Source organism: Synechococcus sp. CCY 9618, assembly GCF_019038415.1.
Lineage (GTDB): Bacteria > Cyanobacteriota > Cyanobacteriia > PCC-6307 > Cyanobiaceae > Cyanobium.
Genome location: NZ_JAFKRG010000034.1, coordinates 184,753 through 205,275 on the forward strand (window position 1 = coordinate 184,753; position 20,523 = coordinate 205,275).

Here is a 20,523-nt window from a genome sequence, read left to right on the forward strand (position 1 = left end):
CGGGGACGATCAGGTTCAGGAGGTCGGGGGGCAGAGGCTCACATCCTGGACCTGGCGCAGCAGCTTGCCGATGGTGGTGTTGGGTGTACCGGCACCGACGGAAAGGGCGCTGACGTAGCGGGGGCCATCCACCGTCTGCAGCACACCGCTGATCGACCGCACCCCGGTGAGCGTGCCGGTCTTGGCGAAGAACTGGCCATCGAGGCTGGTGCCCTTGTAGAGATTGCGCAGGGTGCCGCGTCGCCCGGCGATGGCCAGGGAACTGACGTAATCCCGGGAATAGGGATGGTGGTCCATGCGCAGCAGCAGGGCCACCAGGAAGCGGCTGGTGAGCCGATTCGACCGATCCAGGCCGCTGCCGTCGGCGATTCTGACCCCTTCGAGCGGCAGTCCCTGGTCGCTGAGCCAGAGGAACTCCTGGCGGCTGGCCTCCACCACATCCCAGCTGCCCGCCGCCTGGCGCAGGAGCACTTCGGCGGTGAAGTTGTGGCTTTCGGTGTTGGCCAGGCTGAGCAGCCCATGCATCGAGGTGGAGGGCTCCTCGTGGACCAGCACCGCGTCGCCGGGCAGGGGCTGGCGGGCAGAGACCAGGGTCAGCTGAACCTGCTGACCGCCGTTCTGGGCGATGCTGCGGCGCAGCAGGGTCTGGAGCCTGGAGGGGGGATTGCTGACCGCATCGTCGATCGCGTTGCTGGTGACGGCCAGGCGGGTGATGGGGGCGCCGTAGGCGTAGGCGCGATCCGCCACGTTCCAGCCGCGGGGCCACCAGTTCTGGGAGGACTCCTCCGCCAGTTCCAGGCGCACGGGGCTCTGGGGGGCGGCAGAGCCGGCGCCGGTGGCCAGGGCCAGACGGGCGAAGCGCTGCAGCTGGGGCAGGGCCAGGTCCGGGTCGCCCTGGCCGGTGAGCCGCAGGGTGCCGTCCTGGAGGCGCCACAGCTGGGTGCTGAGTCGGTAGTCGGGCCCCAGCCGGTCGAGGGCGAAGGCGGTGCTGACGAGTTTCTGGTTGGAGGCTGGAACCCTGGGCAGCCGTCCGTTGATGTCGGCCAGAAGGCGCCCGCTGCCGTCGCCCACGCTCACGCTCCAGCGGGCCTGCTCCCCTCCCAGCACCTGGGCGACCTGGCGCTGCAGGGCCGGGCAGCTGACCTCGCTGGCCAGCCGCGGCATGCCGATCGGAGGCGGAGCCACCGGCAGGGAGGCCACCGGCAGCGACCGCCCCGGCCGGGGGGAGGCCAGGGCAGGGCTGCTCCGGGCCCATCCCGCCGTTTCCAGGACGCCGCTGCCGCCGGCGACCAGCAGCAGGCTCGCCAGGGCGAAGCGGTGGCACCGCTGCGGGCATGGGGGAACAGTCATGTCAGGAGGTGCCGAGCTTCAGATCCGTGACCGTGCCGTTGAAGCGGTAGTTGGTGCCTTCCAGCTCGACCGGGGCGCCGATCTTGATCGTCTGGTTGCCGAACACCACCCCGCCACCGGTGCGACGCCCCTGCCCTTCCAGCACAAAGCGACCATCGAAGGTGCTGAAGGTCTTCTGGTTGGGATCGGGGGCACTCACCACCGTCCCGTCGGGGGTGAGGGTGGAGATGATCCGCTCGAGGGGAATGATCTGTTTCAGCGCCACGCTGCCGTGGGGCTGGTTGCGGATCACGATCGCCACCTTGCCCTCCTGACGCGCCTGCTGCAGCAGGGCGGAAGGGTCGGCGGAAGGGGCGCCGCGCACATCGACCATCACGGTGACGGGCTCAAGGGCCCCGGTGGCCTGGGCCACTGCTCCGCTCAGCCGGGGGCTCCAGACCACCCCCCCGATCGCCAGCAGGGCCGCGGCGGCGGCGCCGAGGTCGATGGGGCTCCAGGAACGGGATCGGGGCGACTCGCTGGGCATGGGGTCAGGAAAGTCAGCGAAGTGTACGCAGCCTTTCCGGGAAGCACCAGCCAGGGCGGATCCCTCTCCACCGGATCCTCCGATCAGTTCTGCAGGTCCTCGAGCATCTGCCCGAGGGCCCGCAGATTGCCTCCCAGACCAGCCTCCTCCCTGCCGCTGAGCGCCAGGTCCCGCTGTTCGGCGTCGGGCTTCTGCTCGAAACGTGCCGCCAGCCGGTAGCCGTCGTCATCGCGCCGGTACAGCTCCCAGTCGTCGGGGAAGGCACAGCGCAGGGCACTGTCGGCCTGGGGCAGCAGGGCATAGGCGGCCAGCCAGCCGGCCAGGAAGCCGCGACGGCGCTGGCGGGCCACGCTGCCGATCCCCACCGCCGCATCCTCCAGAGATGGATTGACCAGCACCACGCTGCCCCCGTGGCCGCCGCAGACCTGCTCCACCAGCTCGTACTCCGCCTGGCTGGCCCCCACCAGCACCAGCACCCCCTGGGAGGGCCCTTCCTGCTGCAGACGGCGCTGGTCGCCGAAGCTGGCGATGGATGGGGCCAGGGCGGGGGCGTCACGGCGGGCCAGGGCCATGGCACCCGCATCCGGGAACAGCAGACGGACATCGTCCCGTTCCCCCTGCAGTCCCTCGAGCAGTCGCAGCACCACCGGCAGGAGCCTGAGTCCCTCGAATCGGAACTCCACGGTCCAGCGACCGCTGGAGCCGGTTGCCAGGGCTGCCTGGAGCGACTGCAGGGCTTCGGCTTCGGCCGTGCGCAGATCGGCAGGCAGCATGGTGGAAGGGGACGCTGGTCGGACCCTACCGAGGCGCTTCCATCAGCCTGCGGCGGGCCTGATCCAGGGCCGGAACCACCCCTGCCAATTCGGCGCCGCTGAGCCAGGGGCCGAGGCTGATCCGCAGACCGCTGGCTGCCTCCTCGGCGGAGTACCCCATGGCCAGCAGAACGGCACTGGCAGCGGCCGCCGCCCCGCCGCCGCTGGTGCAGGCTGAGCCGCTGCTGATGGCATAGCCCGAGCGGGCCAGTTCCCGCACCAGCTGCCGACCGTTGAGGCACCGGCCCTCCGGCGTGGCGACCAGCAGGCTGATGTGATGGGGCAGACGACCGCCGGGGTCCTTCGGATCCGGCCCACTGAGCTGCACGCCCTCAAGCTGCAGCAGATCCTTGAGCAGGCCATCACGCAGTGACGCCAGCGGATCATGGCCTTCATTTACATCGAGTCGTTGGGCGGCCAGCTCCAGGGCCGCCGCGAAACCGGCCGCCAGTGCCACCGGTTCGGTGCCGCCACGACGCCCCCCCTCCTGAACCCCGCCGATCAGGGGCTCAAGGCGCAGGCCGCGGCGCACCAGCAGGGCTCCCACGCCGCGGGGCCCCTGCAGCTTGTGGGCCGCACAGCTGAGCAGATCCACAGGCAGGCGGGTGAAATCGATGGGGAGGTGGCCCACCACCTGCACCGCGTCGACGTGCAGGAGCACCCCGGCCTCCCGACACAGGCGGCCGATCGTGGCGATCGGCTGGATCGTGCCCACCTCGCTCTGGCCCCACAGAACCGACACCAGCCGCGTCGGCGGCGCCAGCAGGGCCTGGAGAGCGTCCAGATCCACCCGGCCGACCCGATCCACCGGCAGCAGCTCCAGCTGCCAGCCCCGGCGCACCAGCTGGGCCGCGGCGGCGTAGCTGGCGGGATGCTCCACGGCCGAGAGCACCAGCCGGCCGGGTTCCAGCGCCGCTGCGCTGCCGATCAGGGCCGTGTGGATCGCCTCACTGCCACCGGAGACCATCACCAGCTCCTCAGGGTCGCAGCCGAGGAGGTGGGCCAGGGTCTGGCGGCTGCGCTCCAGCCGTTCGGACGCCGCCTGACCGGAGCGATGCAGGCTGGAGGGATTGGCCCAGGCGTCAGCGTCGGCCTGGGCCATGGCCGCCAGCACCGGTGCCGCCGGGGGACTGGTGGCGCAGGCATCGAGGTAGATCTCCCGCTCGGGACGGGCCGGGGTCCGTGGCTCAGAGGGGGCCGGGTTCATCTCGCGACAGGCGGCCGCGGCTGCGGGATTCCAGGGACGCGCTGGCCATGGCCAGCAGGTCGTCGAGGGAGCGGCCCTCCAGCAGGGCGGTGACCCGGGCCCGGGCCTCCGCACTGGCGCAGGCTTCCGGCCGGATGCAACCGCCGACACAGACCGTCGCGCAGTCGATGGCGGGCAAGCCCTCCGCAGCGGTCTCGGCGGGGCCAGGGGCCGCTGGAGCGGCCGGTTCGGGTCCCTGCTCCGAGCTCTGGGGGAAGAGGGAAGGGGCCACCACGCCGTCGAAGACCGCCTCAGCCGGTCCGGTCATGAAGACGTGGTCGGTGGATGGATCCCATTCGATCTCGAGAGGCCCCCCGGGCAGATCCAGCCGGGCGCGACGATCCGCCAGTCCCAGCAGATGGCAGGCCACCAGAGTGGCGCAGGCGCCGGTGCCGCAGGCCAGGGTGGGCCCGGCGCCCCGCTCCCAGACCCGCATCACCAGATGGTCAGGGGCGAGAACCTGGACGAAATGCACGTTCGTGCGGGCCGGAAAAGCCTCGTGAACCTCCAGAGCGCTGCCGAGACCGTCGAGATCGACCGCGGCCACGTCAGCCACGGGCACGACGGCGTGGGGGTTGCCCATGCCGGCGGCGGCCACCGCCAGGCGCTGGCCGCCGACGGTCAGTTCCCCGACCGGCAGACCCTGCTCGCCCACCACCAGGGTGGTGGGAACCGCTTCCGCTGCCAGGAACGGGGGGCCCATGTCGACCCGGATGCGGCCGTCGTCGGCCAGGGACGGCACGATGCGACCGGCGAGGGTTTCGATCTGCCAGCTGCGGGGGCAAACATCGCCGTCGCTGTCGGCAAGGAAGCGGGCCAGGCAGCGAATGCCGTTGCCACACATTTCGGGCTCGCTACCGTCAGCGTTGAAGATCCGCATGCGCAGTTCTCCACCTTCTTTGGGGGGCAGGGCCAGGATCACCCCATCCCCCCCGACGCCGAATCGTCTGTCACAGAGCCTCTGCACGGCCTCTGGCCCCAGCCCGGGGACTTCCTCACCAACCTCTAAGCTGCGTGCGTCCAGAACCAAGAAGTCATTCCCCAAACCCTGGTATTTGCTGAATTGGAGTCCTTGGAGCACCGTTCTGTACAGCCTTGAAGTCAGGGGTCGATCCTATGCAGAGTTTCTTTGAACGACGGGGGCCAAGGCTCGACACGACCCTCCCCAGCGTCCGCCACGTCCAGGAACTGATCCGGATCCGGACCCCTGTGAACATCGTTCTGCTGAGCGGTCAGGACATCGATGGGATGATTCGCTGGCAGGACAATCACTTTCTGGCGATCAGCACCGAGCCCGGCGCCCCCCTGCTGCTGATCAATCGCGACGCGATCGCCTCGCTCCGGGCCCTGAGCTGAACGGCCCATGGGCTGTGGCACGATCACACCCTCCCCGGACGGCCTGTGACAGAACCCTCCCGCTATCGGCCCGACGCGATCGAGGAGCGCTGGCAGCAGCAGTGGGACCAGCTGGGACTTCACGCCACTCCGCCGGTTTCCGCCCCGGAAGCGGACACCTTTTACGCCCTGTCGATGTTCCCCTATCCCTCGGGGAGCCTCCACATGGGGCATGTGCGCAACTACGTGATCACCGATGTGATCGCCCGGGCGGCCCGGCTGAAGGGGCTTCAGGTGCTCCATCCCATGGGCTGGGACGCCTTCGGACTGCCGGCGGAGAACGCCGCCATCGAGCGGGGTGTGGACCCCGGCGAATGGACCGACCGCAACATCGCCCAGATGCGGGAACAGCTCCGGCGCCTAGGCCTCTCGATCGACTGGGATCGGGAGCTGGCCACCTGCCACAGCGATTACTACCGCTGGACCCAGTGGCTGTTTCTCCAGTTCCTCGATGCGGGCCTGGCCTATCGCAAGGAGGCCACGGTCAACTGGGACCCGATCGACCAGACCGTGCTGGCCAATGAACAGGTGGATGCGGAGGGACGGTCCTGGCGCTCCGGTGCCCAGGTGGAGAAGCGCCGTCTGCGCCAGTGGTTCCTGAAGATCACCGCCTACGCCGATGCCCTGCTCGACGATCTCCCCTCGCTCCAGGGCTGGCCGGAGCGGGTGCGCACGATGCAGGCCAACTGGATCGGCCGCTCCCTGGGGGCCGAGCTGACCTTCCCGGTCGAGACCGGCGGCGACCCCCCAGCCTCGCCGGAGGCCCCCGCCAGCGCCATCACGGTCTTCACCACCCGGCCGGACACGATCTTCGGAGCCACCTACGTGGTGCTGGCCCCTGAGCATCCTCTGGTGGCCGAGCTCACCAGCGACGACTGCCGCCTGTCAGTGATCGCCTTCTGCGACCTGGTCAGCCGTCAGAGCGAACAGGAGCGCACTGCCGAGGACCGGCCCAAACGGGGGGTGCCGATCGGTGCAACGGTGCGCAATCCGGCCAATGGCGAGTCCATTCCTGTCTGGATCGCCGATTACGTCCTGGCCGAGTACGGCACCGGCGCGGTGATGGGGGTGCCGGCCCACGACCAGCGGGATTTCCTGTTCGCCCGCCAGTACGAACTGCCGGTGCGCCAGGTGGTGGTCCCGGAGGGGGCGGATCCCCACGCCTACGCGGGCCAGGCCTGGACCGAGCCGGGCGTGCTGATCCATTCCGGCCGCTTTGATGGGCTCGCCAGCGCCGAGGCCAAAGCCCGGATCATCGCCACGGCCGAGGCCGAGGGCTGGGGGATGGGCCGGGTGCAGTACCGCCTGCGCGACTGGCTGATCTCCCGCCAGCGCTACTGGGGCTGCCCGATCCCGGTGATCCACTGCGAGAGCTGCGGGGTGGTGCCCGTGCCCGACGCCCAGCTGCCGGTGGAGCTGCCCCGGGATGTGCCCCTGAGTGGCAAGGGGGGCACGCCCCTGGCCCGGCTGGAGAGCTGGGTGAACGTGGCCTGTCCCTGCTGCGGCGCCCCCGCCCAGCGGGAGACCGACACCATGGACACCTTCATGTGCTCGTCCTGGTATTTCCTGCGCTACAGCGACCCCCACAACGACCGGCTGCCCTTCGAGCGGGCGGCCGTGGACCGCTGGCTGCCCGTGGACCAGTACGTGGGCGGCATCGAGCACGCCATCCTGCACCTGCTCTATTCCCGCTTCTTCACCAAGGTGCTGCGGGATCGGGGCCTGCTGGGCTTCTCCGAACCCTTCGCCCGCCTGCTCACCCAGGGCATGGTGCAGGGCGTCACCTACCGCAACCCGGCCACCGGCCTGTACGTGGCTCCGGCCGAGGTGGCCGACCCCAGCGACCCCCGCGATCCGATCACAGGTGAGGTGCTGGAGGTGTTCTACGAAAAGATGTCCAAGTCGAAGCACAACGGTGTCGATCCGGCCCTGGTGATCGACCGCTACGGCGCCGACACGGCGCGCATGTTCATCCTCTTCAAAGCTCCCCCCGAGAAGGATCTGGAGTGGGATGACGCCGATGTGGAGGGCCAGTACCGCTTCCTGCAGCGCCTCTGGCGGCTGGTGGAGGGGGCCCATGGCCGGGGCCTGCGGCTGGTGCCGGGCCAGGCATCACCGCCGGACGGCATCGATCCGGCCTCCCTCAGCGACGGGGAGCGGGACCTGCGCCGGGCCGTGCACACGGCCATCGCCGCCATCAGCGAGGACCTGGAGGGGGACCTGCAGCTCAACACCGCCGTGTCGGAGCTGATGAAGCTCAGCAATGCCCTGGGCACCCACCTGGAGACGGCTGGTGAGCCGGTGGCCCGCGAGGCCCTGGGCACCCTGCTGATCCTGCTGGCCCCCTTCGCCCCTCACCTGGCGGAGGAGTTGTGGCAGAAGCTGAGCGCCGTCGAAGGGTCGGCCTTCGTCGCCGGGGCGAGCGTGCATCGCCAGCACTGGCCCGTGGCCGATCCGGCCGCCCTGGCGAGAGACACCATTCCCCTGGTGATCCAGGTGAAGGGCAAGATGCGCGGCAGCCTGGAGGTGCCCGCGGACGCCGATGCGGCCACCCTGGAGCGGCTGGCGCTGGAGAGCGAGGTGGCCCAGCGCTGGCTGGAGGGTCAGCCCCCCCGGCGGGTGATCGTGGTGCCCGGAAAGCTCGTCAATCTGGTGCCCTGAGGTCAACCGGGCCGTTGCTCAGGCCAGAAGGGCGGCGGCGTGGTGGCGCAGATGGTCGTCGATGAAACTGGCGATGAAGAAGTAGCTGTGGTCGTAGCCCTCCCGGTGGCGCAGCTCCAGGGGATGGCCCGCGGCCTCGGCCGCCGCCGCCAGATCGGCCGGCCGAAGCTGGGTCTCGAGAAAGGGATCGGCGCTGCCCTGGTCCACCAGCAGGGGCAGCCGCTCCTCCGCCTGGGCCAGCAGCAGGGTGGCGTCCCAGGCGGCCCAGGCCCGGGGGTCGGTCCCCAGGTAGGCGCCGAAGGCCTTGCGGCCCCAGGGGCAGGCCGACGGATGGCAGATGGGGGCGAAGGCCGAGACGGAGCGGTAGCGACCGGGATGGCGCAGGGCGGCCACCAGGGCCCCGTGGCCGCCCATGGAATGGCCGCTGATGCCCCTCACCCCACTCAGGGGCAGCTCCGCCTCCAGCAGGGCCGGCAGTTCCTCCACCACGTAGGAGTGCATGCGGTAGTGGCGGTTCCAGGGGGCTTCGCTGGCGTCCACGTAGAAGCCGGCCCCCTGGCCCAGGTCCCAGCCACCGGCGGGGTCTGTGGGCACCTCCGCCCCCCGGGGACTCGTGTCCGGGGCCACCAGGGCCAGGCCCAGCTGCGCCGCCAGCCGGTGGGCGCCGGCCTTCTGCATGAAGTTCTCGTCAGTGCAGGTGAGGCCCGACAGCCAGTGGAGGGCGGGCACCCGGTCGCCGGCGAGGGCCTGGGGCGGCAGGAACACCGCCAGGGTGGCTTCACCGTTCAACGCAGCGGATCGGTGGCGGTAGCGGCGGTGAACGCCGCCGAAACTGCGGTTCTCACTGAGCAGTTCGAGCATGGGGAAGGCGCCGCTCAGAAGTGGATCACCGAACGGATGCTCTTGCCTTCATGCATCAGATCAAAGGCCAGGTTGATGTCCTCGAGGCCCATGGTGTGGGTGATGAAGGTGTCGAGGGGGATCTCCCCCTGCTGAAAGCGCTCCACATAGCCGGGCAGCTCGCTGCGCCCCCGCACACCGCCGAAGGCTGACCCGCGCCAGACCCTCCCGGTCACCAGCTGGAACGGCCGGGTGGCGATCTCCTGGCCGGCCCCTGCCACGCCGATGATCGTGGATTCACCCCAGCCCTTGTGGCAGCACTCCAGGGCCGCCCGCATCACGTTGACGTTGCCGATGCACTCGAAGGAATAGTCGACACCACCGTCGGTGCGATCGATCACCACCTCCTGGATGGGGGCCTCGAAGGCACAGGGATCGATGCATTCGGTGGCACCGAGCTGGCCGGCGATGGCGAACTTGGCCGGGTTGGTGTCGATGCCGATGATCCGCTCCGCCCCGGCCATCACCGCGCCGATGATCACCGCCAGGCCGATGCCGCCCAGACCGAAGACGGCCACAGTGGAACCGGGCTCCACCTTGGCGGTGTTGAGCACGGCACCGATGCCGGTGGTGACGCCGCAGCCCAGCAGGCACACCTTCTCCAGGGGAGCCTCCGGTGCGATCTTCGCCACGGCGATCTCCGGCACCACCGTGTACTCGGAGAAGGTGGAGGTGCCCATGTAATGGAAGATCCGCTCCCCGTTCCTGGAGAAGCGGCTGCTGCCATCCGGCATCAGGCCCCTGCCCTGGGTGCCCCGGATCGCCTGGCAGAGGTTGGTCTTGCCGGAGAGGCAGAAGCTGCAGGCCCGGCATTCCGGCGTGTACAGGGGGATCACGTGGTCCCCCACGGCCACCGAGGTCACCCCCGGCCCCACCTCCTCCACCACCGCGCCGCCTTCATGGCCGAGCACCGCAGGAAAAATTCCCTCGGGGTCGGCGCCGGAAAGGGTGAAGGCGTCCGTATGGCACACCCCCGTGGCCACCACCCTCAGCAGCACCTCCCCGGCCCCGGGGCCCTCCACCTCGATCTCGGTGACCTCCAGGGGCTGGCCGGCGGCCCAGGCCACCGCGGCGCGGGAGAGGACCATGGCAAAGACCGGCAACTTATCAGGGCTGGATGATCGGTAGCGACAGATCAGCTGGGACGGATCAGCTGGCGGGGATCAGCTGGCGGGGATCAGCCGTGGCGGAAGCTGAGGCCGTCGGGGGTTCCCCAGTCCCCTTCGGCCCGGTAGCCGCGGGCATTGGCGCAGAGGTGCCGGAGCAGCCAGAACACCGGCTCCACCGCCTCCAGCTCCAGCTCGGCGGCGATCGCCGCCAGGCTGCGGGTCCGGCCGTCGGCCAGCAGGATCTCGACCCGGCTCTGCAGGGAGAGAATGCCGGCGGCGGCCTTCTTGCCGGCCTCCACCCCCGGTTGGTGGTAGGCGTTGACGTTGACCAGTTCGCCGTAGAGCCCCACCGCCCGCTCGAACAGGGCGACCAGGGCCCCGAGGGCCCGGGCATCGAAGCGGCGCAGGGTGATGGTGAGGTTCTGGCGGTCCTGTTCGGTGAGGGCGGCGCGGGTGCCCTGCAGGAAGCCCTCCAGGAAATCGGCGGGAGATTCGCCAGCGATGGTGGGGATCGCTTCGGGATCCTCGAGCACCTCGATGAAGGTGACGAAGAAATTGTCGAGCCCGTCCCGCAGCTGCTGCACATAGGCGTGCTGGTCGGTGGAGCCCTTGTTGCCGTAGACGGCGAGGCCCTGGTGCACCACCTGGCCGTCCCGGTCGAGCCGCTTGCCCAGGGACTCCATCACCAGCTGCTGCAGGTAGCGGCTGAACACCTCCAGCCGGTCCCGGTAGGGGAGCACCACCATGTCGCGTCGTCCCCGGCCATCGCCGGCCACGTGCCAGGAGGCGGCCAGCAGGGCGGCAGGATTGCTGCGCAGCTCAGCCACCCGGGTGAGCCGGTCCATGGCGGCCGCACCCTCCAGAAACCCCCGCAGATCGGCATCGATCAGGGCGGCGGGCAGCAGGCCGACGGCGCTGGTGATGCTGGTTCGGCCGCCCACCCAGTCGAACATGTCGAAGCGGCGCAGCCAGCCTCCCGCCTCAGCCTCCTGATCCAGCTTGCTGCCGGCCATGGTCACGGCCACGGCCTGGTCGCTCCACTGGCCGCCGGCGGCCTGCACGCGGGCACGGGCCTGAACCATGCCCAGATGGGGTTCGGGGGTGCCCCCCGACTTGCTCACCACGATCACCAGGGTGGTGGCCAGCCTCTGCTCCAGGCCGGCCAGGGTGCGGGCCATGCCGTCGGGGTCGACGTTGTCGAAAAAGTGAAAGGGCAGGCCCACCCCCTGACGCTGCAGGGCCCGCAGCATCAGCAAAGGGCCCAGGCCCGACCCGCCGATGCCGATCCAGAGCACGTCGGTGAAGGGGCGGCCACCGGGGGCGCTGACCGTGCCCGCCAGCACCTCACGGCCGAAGGCCTCAAGCCGGTCGACCTCGGCGGCGATGGCGGCGGCCACCTCCGGATCGGGGGCCAGTTCCGGGGCCCGTAACCAGTAGTGCCCCACCTGGCGGTCCTCATCGGCGTTGGCGATGGCGCCAGCCTCCAGGGCGGCCATGGCGGCGAAGGCCCGGGCGAAGGGCGCTTCGAAAGCCTCCAGGTCCTCGCCGGTCAGGGCCATGCGGCTCACATCCAGCCAGACACCGAGGTCGTTGTCATGCCAGAGAAGCTGGCGGAAGCGCTCCCAGAGGGCGGCGGAATCGTGGCCGTTCAACGGCGGAAGCGGGGACATGGCTCCTGGGGCGCCGGGACGGTGCCCGAACCGTATCCATGCGCCTCCACGTTCGGCAAGCAGAACGGCGGATGCGCGCTTTCCCCCACAGGGGGCCAGCGCGGCGAGTGCGCCAGAAAAAAGAAAAAATGGAAATGTTCCTTACAATTGGGAGGTCAGACAGGTACTGCTTGCCGTTCCGCTTCCGATCCACACGGCCTCGCCGGCCAGGACGGCGGCTGTCATGGCCGGCCGGCCCCCTGCGTCGCCCCCCCCTCCCGGGCGGTCTGAGGCTCTCCCTGCTGGTCGCCGCCGCGGGGCTCAGCCTCGCGCCGCTCCTCCGCCAGGCCGAGGCTCCGGGCCGCTCCCCCTTCCTGCTCGCCACCGAGGCGGACACCGGCCCCGGTCCGGCAGGGGTGCCCCTTCCCTTCACCAGCGAGGGCTCCCGGCCCGACCCGGTCGATTTCACGGCCGAGGAACTGCGGGAACTGAACCGCCGCTTCGGGGTGCACGGGCCCCAGCCCCGACTGGCCCAGCTGTTCACCGAGGGCATCGACCAGCTCCAGCCCCTGCGCACCCACACCCTGGGACGGCTGGAGGAGCTCCGACCGGTGATCCTCAGCGAAAGCCGTCGGCACCACATCAATCCGATGCTGGTGACAGCGATCCTGTTCGACGAACTGCAACACGCCAAGCCGGGCGAGGATCTGCCCATCGCCGCCCGCAGTGGCCTGTTCAGCACCCATGGCCCTGCCCAGCTGAGTCTGGGGGAACTGGTGAAGCAGGGGCTCCTCCCGGCCGATGCCACCCCGGAGCAGATCGACGAGGCCCGGCTTGAGCTCCTCGACCCTGACCACAACGTCAGGCTGCTGGTCGGCAAGTTCGTGCGCCTCAAGCAGGCCCTGGGCCTTTCCGGCAAGGTCCAGCTGATGGCGAGCCGCTCGCCCGCCGATGCCAAGGCCATGGCCACCCTTGCCTATCTGCACAACGGCAAGCTCGACTATCCGGGCCGGGTCCTGCGCTACATGCAGGACCCCGAGCTGCACGCCCTCCTCTACGGAAGCCGCAAGCCGATCACCAGCCCGCTGATCTGATCCCCGCCGTCTCTCAGCAGAGAACCCCGAGGGCGGCGAGGCGGACCTCCAGTTCGGCCCAGTCGAAGCTGCGGGGGTCCATCCGCTCCCCGCCCAGGTCCACGTGGCGGTGGGTGGTGATGTGGCCGGCGGGGATGCCGTAGCGGCGCATCCAGCGCGCCAGCACGATCGCCATGGCGTCGTACTGGGCCGAGGTGTAACCGCTGTGGGCAGGGGCGTCATCTTCCCCGTCGATGGGCGTTTCCAGGCTGAGGTGCAGGGCGAAATTATTGATCGACCCTCCCACCTCCGGATTGGTCACGACCCAGCGGCCATCGAAGGCGGAATTCCCCGAGCCGAAAGCCCGTTTGGAAGGGTCCAGGGCTTCCACCACCTGGCCGTCCAGGCCGATCAGGGTGTGGTAGCTGACCTGATCCTCGTCCCGGGGGTGGGGGGTCATGAAGGTGTTGACCGCCGAATCGATGCCGTAGACGGTCTCGTGCAGCACCACCACCTGGGGAGTGGGATCCACCGGCCGACCGAAGGCATCCCGGCGGAAGCGTTCGCCGTAGTTGCTCGGGTCGATGCGGAGTCGCCGGGTGTCGTAGCGGAGCCGCTCCGCCCGGGCGCTCAGCCGGGTCGCCAGGACAGGATCGGCTCGACAGTCATCCCCCAGGGGAGCCTTCCAGGCGGCATGGGGTGGTGGCAGGGCCGCAGGGGGCGGCGGCAGCTCGTCGGCGGGCGCCTGTGGGGGCTGACGAACCTCCTCCAGCAGTTCCAGCAGGGAGGCGCGGCCGCCGGCGTTGCCGGGAGTCCCGAACAGGTCGCGGGACAACCAGGTGAGACCCCCCAGACTGACAACCCCCACGCCGACCACCGCGAGAATCAGGGGGCGCAGGGGGGACGTCACGGCTGGAGGGACAGCCAGCGCTGCCGCTTCTCCCTCGCCCTCTCGTCGTCGAGGAGAGGGTCGATCACCAGGCGCCAGCGGGCCACGGCCGGCGGGTCGGGCGTCAGCCGGGTGGTTCGCACCCTGCCGTCGCGGCAGTAGAGCAACTCCCCCTGTCGTGAGGGCGCGACGAACGCGGCCAGGTCGTCCGGACGTCGGAGCCGCTGGCCATCGAAGGCCAGCAGCTCATCGCCGGCCTGGAGCCTGGCCCGTTCGGCCGGGCCGCTGCGGTGCACCCTGCGCAGCAGCATCGGCCCGGCGCTGCCCTCCTCCAGCTGCCAGCCCAGGAACCCTTCGCTGGCCGGCTCGGGCACCAGCTTCAGTCCCACGTCGGCCAGATAACCGGCGAGGTCGGGGTCGTCGGTGCTCTCCAGCCAGTGGGGCAGAAGGCCGGCCAGATCGGGGACCTGGTCGGCGAAGGCGGTGATCAGGTCCTCCTGGTGATAGCCCCGGCCCCAGGCCCCATGGCTGCGCCAGAGACAGCGCAGCACCAGGGCCAGGCACGACCCGTGGCGCCGCAGGTGCAGGTCGAGCATCAGGGCCACGACGGCCCCCTTCAGGTAGTAGCTGATCTGGCTGTCAGGGGAAGAGGCATCCTGCCGGTAGAGCTTCACCCAGGCCTCCTCGGCGCTCTGTCGCAAGCCCTGGACATGGCGTCCGGGGGTGAGCAGGTAGCGGCTCAGATCGGCCCCCAGGTCCTCCAGCAGATCCTTCTCCGTTCCCACTCCCGCCGCCAGAGGCAGCAGCTGATCGAGATAGGAGGTGACGCCCTCGGCAAACCAGAGGCCTGGCACGATCGCCACCCGGTCGTAGTCGATCGGGGTGAGTTCGGCCGGCCGCAGCCGGCGCACGTTCCACTGGTGCAGATACTCATGGGCCACCAGCTGAAGCAGCTTGCGGCGTCCCTCCGGCGCCGCCAGGGCCCGGCGACCGAACTGGAGCACGCTGCTGTGGTCATGCTCCAGCCCCCCATACCCGGCGTCGAGCAGATGCAGCACGAAGAGATAGTCCTCGCTGGCCGGCGCCGCCACCCCCATCAGATCGCAGCAGGCCAGGGCCACCCGTTCCACATCGGCCAGCCAGGCGGGATCCTGTGCCGGCAGATCGCCCCCCCAGGAGACCCAGCGGTGGGGCACGCCGGCCACACGGAAGGGATGGCAGGGATGGGGGCCGACCTCGATCGGGCTGTCGATCAGCCGGTCGAAATCAGTCGCCTCCCAGCTGCCGTCGCCAGCGCCTGGGAGAGGAACGAAGGCCTGCCAGCCCCCGGGGAGCTCCAGCGTGAGCCGGTGGGGATGCCAGCGTTCACCGGACACCTGCAGCGCCACCCCGGCCAGGGCCAGGAACCCATGGTCGGCGGTGAGATGGCAGGTGCGAACACTCAGCTCCGTGGCCTGGATGCGGTAACGGACCACCACCGGATCCAGGCACGCCAGGGAGAGACCCCAGCAGGCGGCCCCGAGGCGTCGGGCCGGGATGGCCGCTTCCCCCTGACGGACCTCCAGCCCCTCCAGACAGCGGACGTAATCACGGATCAGGTAGGAGCCCGGTGTCCAGGCGGGCAACCGCAGTTCCGGCTGCAGGGTGCGGGGAGTGAAACGGAGGCTGACCCCGACCAGATGCCGGTGGGGTTCGCGGAGATCGAGATGGAGCGTCGGCCCGGCGGTCGTGTCGGGAACGGGCTGGTCGTCAGACACTGAGCTCGATCGACGCCGTGGGGAGCACCAGGCTGGCCTCCTGCAGAGCCAGCCTGGCGGCGTAGGCCCGGGTGATCCGGCCCAGCAGCACCTGCAGAGCGGTGCTGCGACTGATCCGCTGGAGATCGCCCACCAGGGCGAGCGAGCCATCGTGCTGGCGGGCCCATCCCAGGGGTTGTCCATCCTTCAGCTCCACCTGAAGCGCCACCTCCTGGTGCTCACCGCCGAAGCCGACGAGCACCCCGCCGCGGCGCCAGCGAAGGTCGAGCGACGCCAGGGTGGCCGCCAGGCATTCGGTGTCTCGCAGCACGGTGGGCAGGATGGACAGATGGGACATGGACGCAATGCCCGATTCCGCAGACCATAGCGATGCTGAGAAGTCTCTCCAGTGGCCATTGCCACAGCCCGACACGGCTGGAGCGGCCCCGTTGCGGCTGGCGGTGATGGCCTCAGGCAGCGGCAGCACCTTCGAGTCCCTGGCGGTTGCCTGCAGCGCCGGCCGACTGCACGGTCGGGTGGTGCTGCTGGCGGTGAATCGCCAGGACTGCGGCGCCCGGCGGCGGGCGGAACGCCTGGCCATTCCCTGCGAGCTGATCGACCACCGCCACCAGCCGAGCCGGGAGGCCCTCGACCAGGCCCTGATCGCCCTGTTCCGGCAGCACCGCATCGATCTGGTAGTGATGGCCGGCTGGATGCGGATCGTCACCCGCTTGCTGATCGAGGCCTTTCCGGAGCGGCTGGTGAATATCCACCCCTCCCTGCTACCCAGCTTCCGTGGCGCCGACGGCGTCGGACAGGCCCTGGCGGCCGGGGTCACCCTGGCCGGATGCACCGCCCATCTGGTGACTGCAGAGGTGGATGGGGGACCGATCCTGGTGCAGGCGGCCGTGCCGGTGCTCGCCGGCGACGACCGCGACCGGCTGCATGCGCGCATCCAGGTCCAGGAGCGGCGGATCCTGCCGCTGGCGGTGCAACTGGTGGCCCAGCGGCTCAGCGCCGCCGGCCCGCGCAGCGCAGCTCAGGGATAGAACGGCAGCAACGGCAGGCCGGTGCCGGCCTCCAGGCCGGCGAGCAGGTTGAGGCACTGCACCCCCTGCCCGGCCTGCCCCTTGATCAGGTTGTCGACCGCGCTCATCACGATCAGTTGGCCGGTGCGCGGATCGACCTGGACCGAGAGCAGGCAGCGATTGGTGTTGCGTACCCACTTGGTGGAGGGGTAGACCCCCACCGGCAGCACCTCCACGGCCGGACTGTGGCGGTAGGAAGCCTGCAGCAGGGTGGTGCAGTCGTCGGCGGTGAGGCCAGGGTCCCGCAGACGCCCGTAGAGCGTGGCGAGCAGCCCGCGCACCATGGGCATCAGGTGGGGGGTGAACTGCAGCTGGATCGGCTGGCCCGCCGCCTGACTCGCCAGCTGCTCGATCTCGCTGGTGTGGCGATGACCCACCACGCCGTAGGGGGCGACGGCCTCGGAGGCTTCGGCCAGCAACAGATGCTCCTTTGCGGCCCGGCCTCCACCGGAAGCACCGGTCTTGGCGTCGATGACGATGCCGCTGGTCTCGATCAGGCCCTGCTCGAGAAACGGCAGCAGGGCCAGCAGGCTGGCGGTCGGAAAACAGCCCGGTGCCGCCACCAGGCGGGCCTCCCGGATGCGCGCCTCCTCGAACTCCACCAGGCCGTACACCGCTTCGGCGCACAGGTCGGCATCCTGTCGGCCGAGCTGGCGGGCCTCGCTGGCGTACACCTCCTCCCACTGGGCCAGGGAGCGGTAGCGATAGTCGGCGGAGAGGTCCACCACCTTGACGCCGAGGCGCAGCAGATCGGGCACCAGCTTGGTGGCCAGGCCGTTGGGAAGGCTCAGCACGGCCAGATCGGCCACCGAGGCGATCGCTTCCGGATCCGGGGAGCGCACCACCAGGTCGTCCTCCAGGGGCAGGAAGGGCACCAGTTCGCTCCAGCGTCTGCCGGTGCTGCGCTCCCCGCCCAGAAAACTCACCGACAGTTGGGGATGGCCCTGCAGCAACCGGAGGGTCTGCAGTCCCCCATAGCCGCTGGCACCGATCACCGCGACGCGCTTGCCGGCCATGCGGAACTCAGAGGAACGGTGGATCGTACCGGCAGCCTATAAATGAGGTCTGATCGTTTCAGCGATCGATCACGACCATCGCCCCTGCGCGCGCAGGCCGTTCCTTCTCAGTCCGTCCCCTTGACCGTTCTGTCCGGCCCACCCCTCGCCACGGGCATTCATTTCGATGCCATCGCCGACGCCCTGGCAGCCATCCGCAACGGTGAATCGATCGTGGTGGTTGATGACGAGAACCGGGAGAACGAAGGCGACCTGATCTGCGCGGCCCAGTTCGCCACGCCCCAGCAGATCAATTTCATGGCCACCGATGCCCGGGGGCTGATCTGCCTGGCCATGGAGGGTGAACGGCTCGATGCCCTGGATCTACCATTGATGGTGGATCGCAACACCGACAGCAACCAGACCGCCTTCACCGTCAGCGTGGATGCGGGGCCGGAACAGGGGGTGAGCACGGGCATCTCCGCGGAGGACCGGGCCCGCACGATCCAGGTGGCGATCCATCCGGGCAGCCGCCCCGGCGATCTGCGCCGTCCCGGCCATGTCTTCCCCTTGCGGGCCCGCCAGGGCGGGGTGCTCAAACGGGCCGGCCACACCGAGGCGGCGGTCGATCTGGCCCGGCTGGCGGGTCTCTATCCGGCCGGCGTGATCTGCGAGATCCAGAACCCCGATGGCTCCATGGCCCGGCTGGCCCAGTTGGCCGACTACGCCCGCCACCATGGGCTCCGGCTGATCAGCATCGCCGACCTGATCCACTATCGGCTCGACACCGAGAGGTTCGTGGCGCGTCAGGCGGAGGCGAGCCTGCCGAGCAGCTTCGGCCAGTTCCGGGCGATCGGTTATCGCAACGACCTCGACGGCAGCGAGCACGTGGCCATCGTCAAGGGCTTCCCGGAGCGCTCCGCCGGCCCGGTGCTGGTGCGAGTGCACTCCGAATGCCTCACCGGGGACGCCTTCGGCTCCCTCCGCTGCGACTGCCGGCCCCAGCTGGAGGCGGCCCTGAAGATGATCGAGGCCGCCGGCGAAGGGGTGGTGGTCTACCTGCGCCAGGAGGGCAGGGGCATCGGGCTGGTCAACAAGCTCAAGGCCTACAGCCTGCAGGACGGCGGCCTCGACACGGTGGAAGCGAACGAGCGGCTCGGCTTCGCGGCCGACCTTCGCAACTACGGCGTCGGCGCCCAGATCCTCAGTGATCTGGGCGTGCAGCGCCTGCGGCTGATCACCAACAACCCCCGCAAGATCGCCGGTCTCGGCGGCTACGGGCTCGAGGTGGTGGATCGGGTTCCCCTGGTGATGGACCCCGGCATCCACAACGCCGCCTACCTGAGGGTCAAACGCATCAAGCTGGGACATCTGATGGATACGGAGTCCCATGGACTCACGGCGGTGCTGGGGTGGCACGGCCCCCTCGATCCGCGGCAGGCGGCGTCGAGGCTGGAGACCCTGAGGGACTGGGCCCGTCGCAAGGGCCTGCTGCTCGAGCGCGAGGAGGATCCACGCCTGCTGGCCCTGCTCGATGGTCCCGGGCTGGCCCTGCTGCTGGCGGCCCATCAGAGCAGACAGCTCACGGTCGCCGATCTGGCCGGTCCACTGATGGAGATGGCCCGCTGGGAGGACACCCGCGGGGTGAGCCTGCTGCTGGCCCCCGATGCCCGCCGCAAGGGCCATCCCAGCATCGACCTGGAACCCGAGCGCCGGCAGCTGGCCGACCTGGTGCCAGCGGGCGGCGACGGCACCGTTCAGAACCTGACCTGCCCGCTGCTCAACCTCACCCCCGGGGGCTTTCTCGTCTGGACCTGATCGGGCCATCCGGTCGGTTGCGAACAGTGAAGTCGGTACCCACGATCACAGCGTCATTGCACCATTGCGCATGGGCGCAGCCGAAAAGCGCCTAGGGATGGAAGAGCAGCTCGGTGAAAGGGAACGCGATGGGGCAGGCCATCCGCCATTTCCGCAAGGTCGTGAGTCTCCGGAACGATTCCGGCCGCCTTTCGCTGGAGAGCCTGCTGAGTGGATCAGCCCTCTGGCTGGCGCTGCTCTACCTGATGCAGGATGGGGCCATGGCAGCGGGCCCGGCCGAGGGGGCCCGGGGCTCCTCCGGGAGCGATGCCGGCGACATGGGGCTGGGAGGCGCCGGACCGGCGGGCGGCGGCAGCGGTGAGGCCACGGCTGGCTCCTCGGGAATCGGCTCTCCCCCGGTGCCGTCCGCCGAGCGGGGGACCGACGGCGTGGCGGCCGGCGAGTTCCCGGCACCGTTGAGCGGCCCGGGACGCTGGAACCCGCCGGGAGGCGCTACCGTGACGGCCGGCACTCCCCCCCTCACCCCCCAGGACACGCCGGCAGGGGCAGTGAGCTCCCTGGTCGCGGGCTCGTCCGAGATGCCCTGGACCGTCGGCGGAACCGTCGAGAAAGCGGTGGTCGGCGAGGGGGGCCCTGAGCCAGAGGGGCCAGGGACAGGGCCGGAGATCCCCGGGTTCCGGGTGGTGCTGCGCAGCCTGGAAGGCGTCGTCAGCCGTTCGGTGGAGGGCGTGGCCAGCACCAGCTACCACAACTCCCTGGGAACCATCACCGATGCGGTGATCGATCTCCGCCACGTGGCCACCCCGAAGGCGCTGGTGAGCTCTGACCGGCAACTGCACTTGCTGAGCCTCTCGGTGCTCAACGACGCCGAGCTGGCCATGGACAGCCAGCACACCGGGCTGAAGCAGGCCCGTCTCCTGTTCGGGCCCGAAAGCAACGACATCCGCCTCCATGTCTCCGACGCCATCGAACTCGCCCTCCTGGCCGGCGGAACGGCCCGGGGACAGATCCTCCAGTCCCTGATCGGCATGCTGGACAGCCAGCTCGAGGACAGCGGCGGCGGCGGTGTCCTTGAGCTCAGCAGCCTGGGCCAGTTCCATCTCAAGGCCCCGGCGGACCCGGGAAACCGGCAGCTGGGGATCGATCTGCTCGCCGAGGCGATGCAGAACAGCTCCATCCTCCTAGGAGGCTGCTGAAATAGCCGCCGCTCCAAGACCCTCCAGAGCAGAGTGGGTTCTGCTGTGAGCCTTGTGGCTTTCCCGCCGGGAGTCTTGCT

Annotated in this window: 18 protein-coding genes; 6 read left to right on the forward strand and 12 right to left on the reverse strand. The window is 69.9% G+C overall.

Annotation, left to right across the window (positions count from 1 at the left end; genetic code table 11):
* Positions 1-15 precede the first annotated feature (15 nt).
* The 5 genes from KUG41_RS08395 to dapF form a co-directional block, all read right to left on the reverse strand.
* Positions 16-1,350, reverse strand: a complete 1,335-nt coding sequence (locus KUG41_RS08395; protein WP_216903032.1) for a D-alanyl-D-alanine carboxypeptidase/D-alanyl-D-alanine-endopeptidase — start codon at positions 1,348-1,350, stop codon at positions 16-18.
* Between the two features lies 1 nt (position 1,351).
* Positions 1,352-1,876, reverse strand: coding sequence for a DUF4330 domain-containing protein (locus tag KUG41_RS08400; protein ID WP_216903034.1), 525 nt, complete (start codon positions 1,874-1,876; stop codon positions 1,352-1,354).
* Positions 1,877-1,959: 83 nt separating this feature from the next.
* Positions 1,960-2,649, reverse strand: a complete 690-nt coding sequence (locus KUG41_RS08405) for a DUF1995 family protein (RefSeq protein ID WP_216903036.1) — start codon at positions 2,647-2,649, stop codon at positions 1,960-1,962.
* Between the two features lie 25 nt (positions 2,650-2,674).
* Positions 2,675-3,895: a cysteine desulfurase family protein gene (locus KUG41_RS08410; protein WP_216903038.1), complete on the reverse strand. Its 1,221-nt coding sequence runs from the start codon at positions 3,893-3,895 to the stop codon at positions 2,675-2,677.
* Positions 3,876-5,015, reverse strand: a complete 1,140-nt coding sequence (gene dapF / locus KUG41_RS08415; RefSeq protein WP_216903040.1) for a diaminopimelate epimerase — start codon at positions 5,013-5,015, stop codon at positions 3,876-3,878. Before dapF ends, KUG41_RS08410 begins: the two co-directional genes overlap by 20 nt.
* A gap of 35 nt (positions 5,016-5,050) precedes the next feature.
* Here dapF and KUG41_RS08420 point away from each other — a divergent pair, with 35 nt between their 5' ends.
* The gene (locus KUG41_RS08420) at positions 5,051-5,290 is read left to right on the forward strand and encodes a hypothetical protein (RefSeq protein ID WP_216903042.1); all 240 of its coding nucleotides are present in this window, start codon (positions 5,051-5,053) and stop codon (positions 5,288-5,290) included.
* Between the two features lie 45 nt (positions 5,291-5,335).
* Positions 5,336-7,990 carry a leucine--tRNA ligase gene (gene leuS / locus KUG41_RS08425; protein WP_216903044.1) on the forward strand — a complete coding sequence of 885 codons (2,655 nt, stop codon included), beginning with the start codon at positions 5,336-5,338 and terminating at the stop codon, positions 7,988-7,990.
* 18 nt (positions 7,991-8,008) lie between these two features.
* On the opposite strand, the gene fghA is transcribed toward leuS, so the two are convergent.
* The 3 genes from fghA to KUG41_RS08440 all read right to left on the reverse strand — a co-directional run bounded on the left by fghA (position 8,009) and on the right by KUG41_RS08440 (position 11,669).
* A complete protein-coding gene (gene fghA / locus KUG41_RS08430) occupies positions 8,009-8,851 on the reverse strand; it encodes an S-formylglutathione hydrolase (RefSeq protein WP_216903046.1) in 843 nt (280 codons plus the stop codon).
* Positions 8,852-8,865: 14 nt separating this feature from the next.
* Positions 8,866-9,978 (reverse strand): S-(hydroxymethyl)glutathione dehydrogenase/class III alcohol dehydrogenase, encoded by a 1,113-nt coding sequence (locus KUG41_RS08435; RefSeq protein WP_216903048.1) that lies wholly within the window; start codon positions 9,976-9,978, stop codon positions 8,866-8,868.
* A gap of 89 nt (positions 9,979-10,067) precedes the next feature.
* Positions 10,068-11,669, reverse strand: coding sequence for a glucose-6-phosphate isomerase (locus tag KUG41_RS08440; RefSeq protein ID WP_216903050.1), 1,602 nt, complete (start codon positions 11,667-11,669; stop codon positions 10,068-10,070).
* A gap of 395 nt (positions 11,670-12,064) precedes the next feature.
* Here KUG41_RS08440 and KUG41_RS08445 point away from each other — a divergent pair, with 395 nt between their 5' ends.
* On the forward strand, positions 12,065-12,742 hold the full coding sequence (locus KUG41_RS08445) for a helicase DnaB (RefSeq protein WP_371734086.1): 678 nt from the start codon (positions 12,065-12,067) through the stop codon (positions 12,740-12,742).
* Positions 12,743-12,755: 13 nt separating this feature from the next.
* Here KUG41_RS08445 and KUG41_RS08450 read toward each other — a convergent pair whose 3' ends face one another.
* The 3 genes from KUG41_RS08450 to KUG41_RS08460 are packed head-to-tail and all read right to left on the reverse strand — an operon-like array spanning position 12,756 to position 15,704.
* Positions 12,756-13,631, reverse strand: a complete 876-nt coding sequence (locus KUG41_RS08450; RefSeq protein WP_216903052.1) for a peptidoglycan recognition family protein — start codon at positions 13,629-13,631, stop codon at positions 12,756-12,758.
* The gene (locus KUG41_RS16105; RefSeq protein WP_216903054.1) at positions 13,628-15,367 is read right to left on the reverse strand and encodes a PDZ domain-containing protein; all 1,740 of its coding nucleotides are present in this window, start codon (positions 15,365-15,367) and stop codon (positions 13,628-13,630) included. Before KUG41_RS16105 ends, KUG41_RS08450 begins: the two co-directional genes overlap by 4 nt.
* On the reverse strand, positions 15,360-15,704 hold the full coding sequence (locus KUG41_RS08460) for a DUF1257 domain-containing protein (protein ID WP_216903056.1): 345 nt from the start codon (positions 15,702-15,704) through the stop codon (positions 15,360-15,362). Before KUG41_RS08460 ends, KUG41_RS16105 begins: the two co-directional genes overlap by 8 nt.
* Before the next feature lie 7 nt (positions 15,705-15,711).
* On the opposite strand from KUG41_RS08460, the gene purN reads away from it, so the two are divergent.
* The gene (gene purN, locus KUG41_RS08465) at positions 15,712-16,395 is read left to right on the forward strand and encodes a phosphoribosylglycinamide formyltransferase (protein WP_216903058.1); all 684 of its coding nucleotides are present in this window, start codon (positions 15,712-15,714) and stop codon (positions 16,393-16,395) included.
* Here the strand turns inward: purN and argC are convergent.
* Positions 16,386-17,450, reverse strand: coding sequence for an N-acetyl-gamma-glutamyl-phosphate reductase (gene argC / locus KUG41_RS08470; protein ID WP_216903060.1), 1,065 nt, complete (start codon positions 17,448-17,450; stop codon positions 16,386-16,388). The genes purN and argC overlap by 10 nt on opposite strands.
* A 120-nt stretch (positions 17,451-17,570) precedes the next feature.
* Here argC and ribBA point away from each other — a divergent pair, with 120 nt between their 5' ends.
* Together ribBA and KUG41_RS08480 are read left to right on the forward strand one after the other, a co-directional pair.
* Complete coding sequence (ribBA, locus tag KUG41_RS08475) at positions 17,571-19,247, forward strand: bifunctional 3,4-dihydroxy-2-butanone-4-phosphate synthase/GTP cyclohydrolase II (RefSeq protein ID WP_216903062.1); 1,677 nt, start codon at positions 17,571-17,573, stop codon at positions 19,245-19,247.
* Positions 19,248-19,375: 128 nt separating this feature from the next.
* Positions 19,376-20,443 carry a hypothetical protein gene (locus KUG41_RS08480; protein WP_216903064.1) on the forward strand — a complete coding sequence of 356 codons (1,068 nt, stop codon included), beginning with the start codon at positions 19,376-19,378 and terminating at the stop codon, positions 20,441-20,443.
* Positions 20,444-20,523: the final 80 nt, after the last annotated feature.

What these genes read in the sequence shown, in the direction of transcription:
- KUG41_RS08395 (WP_216903032.1), bottom strand. Translation starts at nt 1,350, where the DNA reads ATGACTGTTCCCCCATGCCCGCAGCGGTGCCACCGCTTCGCCCTGGCG.
- KUG41_RS08400 (WP_216903034.1), bottom strand. Translation starts at nt 1,876, where the DNA reads ATGCCCAGCGAGTCGCCCCGATCCCGTTCCTGGAGCCCCATCGACCTC.
- KUG41_RS08405 (WP_216903036.1), bottom strand. Translation starts at nt 2,649, where the DNA reads ATGCTGCCTGCCGATCTGCGCACGGCCGAAGCCGAAGCCCTGCAGTCG.
- KUG41_RS08410 (WP_216903038.1), bottom strand. Translation starts at nt 3,895, where the DNA reads ATGAACCCGGCCCCCTCTGAGCCACGGACCCCGGCCCGTCCCGAGCGG.
- KUG41_RS08420 (WP_216903042.1), top strand. Translation starts at nt 5,051, where the DNA reads ATGCAGAGTTTCTTTGAACGACGGGGGCCAAGGCTCGACACGACCCTC.
- fghA (WP_216903046.1), bottom strand. Translation starts at nt 8,851, where the DNA reads ATGCTCGAACTGCTCAGTGAGAACCGCAGTTTCGGCGGCGTTCACCGC.
- KUG41_RS08435 (WP_216903048.1), bottom strand. Translation starts at nt 9,978, where the DNA reads ATGGTCCTCTCCCGCGCCGCGGTGGCCTGGGCCGCCGGCCAGCCCCTG.
- KUG41_RS08440 (WP_216903050.1), bottom strand. Translation starts at nt 11,669, where the DNA reads ATGTCCCCGCTTCCGCCGTTGAACGGCCACGATTCCGCCGCCCTCTGG.
- KUG41_RS08460 (WP_216903056.1), bottom strand. Translation starts at nt 15,704, where the DNA reads ATGTCCCATCTGTCCATCCTGCCCACCGTGCTGCGAGACACCGAATGC.
- purN (WP_216903058.1), top strand. Translation starts at nt 15,712, where the DNA reads ATGCCCGATTCCGCAGACCATAGCGATGCTGAGAAGTCTCTCCAGTGG.
- argC (WP_216903060.1), bottom strand. Translation starts at nt 17,450, where the DNA reads ATGGCCGGCAAGCGCGTCGCGGTGATCGGTGCCAGCGGCTATGGGGGA.
- KUG41_RS08480 (WP_216903064.1), top strand. Translation starts at nt 19,376, where the DNA reads ATGGGGCAGGCCATCCGCCATTTCCGCAAGGTCGTGAGTCTCCGGAAC.